General features: G+C 67.2%; 1 protein-coding gene. It reads right to left on the reverse strand.

The window, feature by feature from the left end:
• Positions 1-29: 29 nt before the first annotated feature.
• A partial coding sequence (locus tag LH128_RS32705) for a transposase (RefSeq protein WP_202196513.1) occupies positions 30-323 on the reverse strand: 294 nt, incomplete at its 5' end.

Below are 323 nucleotides of genomic sequence, written 5' to 3' on the forward strand. Positions count from 1 at the left end.
GACCGTCGTGCAGCCTGAGCCATGCCGGATCATGGCGCATTCCCCCGGATTGGCGATGCCGATGATGGTGGCGCGCGGGGCTGGCACCAGCGGGCGAAGGCCTCGATGATGGTCATGTGCCCGCCGCAACATGGGCATGGCGGGCGATGGTCGAGAGGTTCGTCGGGTTCGGGCTCTTCGACCGGTACCGCAACGCCCAGAAGTCTGCGGGCCAGCGCCATGGTGTCCTTGTGGGTCGAACTGGCGAGCAGGCCGTAATGCCGGATGCGGTGGAAGCCGCGCGGCAGAACGTGGATCAGGAAGCGGCGGACGAACTCGTCGGT

The sequence above is a fragment of the Sphingomonas sp. LH128 genome (assembly GCF_000293195.2).
GTDB lineage: Bacteria > Pseudomonadota > Alphaproteobacteria > Sphingomonadales > Sphingomonadaceae > Novosphingobium > Novosphingobium resinovorum_A.